1 protein-coding gene is annotated in these 1076 nt (G+C 45.4%); it reads left to right on the plus strand.

Going from position 1 to position 1076, the window contains the following annotated elements; translation table 11 throughout:
- A partial coding sequence (locus AB6735_RS27965; RefSeq protein ID WP_370999474.1) for an AMP-binding protein occupies positions 1-1076 on the plus strand: 1076 nt, incomplete at both ends.

The following is a 1076-nucleotide window of genomic DNA, read 5'->3' on the forward strand; positions in this document are numbered from 1 at the left end:
GATATCGAAATGAGTTATGCGGAGTTAAATATCCGCAGCAATCAGTTGGGTCATTACCTCCTTCGGCGCTACCAGATGAAAAAGGATGACCTGATTGGGATCATTGCAGACCGATCAGAATGGATGATTGTGCTGATTTTAGGGATTCTGAAATCAGGAGGCGGTTATGTGCCGGTAGACCCGGAGTATCCGGAGGACCGCCAGCGATATATGCTGGAGGATTCAGCGGTACGATGTGTTTTGACAATCGGCAGCGAGGGCCATACGGCACCTTCTGGGATTACCTGTCTTGATGTCCAGGGGGCCTGGAACGGAGAGATTGCCATGGAGCCGGCGGAAGACCTGGGCGCCTTATGCCAACCTGAAGATACCGCATATGTAATCTATACATCAGGGTCAACGGGACATCCCAAAGGGGTGATTGTCGAACACAGGAATGTCGTCAGTTTGATGGTTAATAGTCAGTCCCGCTTTAAATTTACAACGCAGGACATATGGCTAATGGCGCACTCTTGTGTTTTCGATTTTTCAGTTTGGGAAATGTATGGGGCATTGCTTTACGGTGGACAACTCGTGGTGCCGAATTGGAGCACATTAAAGGATATAGGAAAATTATATGAACTGATTGACAAACATAAAATAACTGTATTGAATCAGACTCCTAGTGCTTTTTATAGTTTTCTGGCTCAAAATTCAACTAGTCAGGCCTCCCTGGAGTTAAATCAGGATATAATGCAGGCGTTTACCAGTGTCGTGAAATTTTCACTAATGGAACAAAATTCGACATGTCTACGCCTTATCATTTTTGGGGGCGAGGCGCTTCATATGTACCGCCTGAAACCATGGATATCACGTTTCCCATTAGATAGTATTCGGCTGATCAATATGTATGGCATCACCGAAATAACTGTACATGCGAGTTATTATGAATTGAAGGCAGCTGATATTTTATCAGAAGAACATTTCGGTAGCATAATTGGCCGGGGGCTAGATGGGATACAGGTTTATGTATTGGATACAAACCGGTGTTTGTGTCCGGTTGGTGTGAGTGGAGAGCTTTATATCGGGGGGAGTGG

The organism is Mucilaginibacter sp. RCC_168 (assembly GCF_041355315.1).
Taxonomy (GTDB): Bacteria; Bacteroidota; Bacteroidia; order Sphingobacteriales; family Sphingobacteriaceae; genus Mucilaginibacter.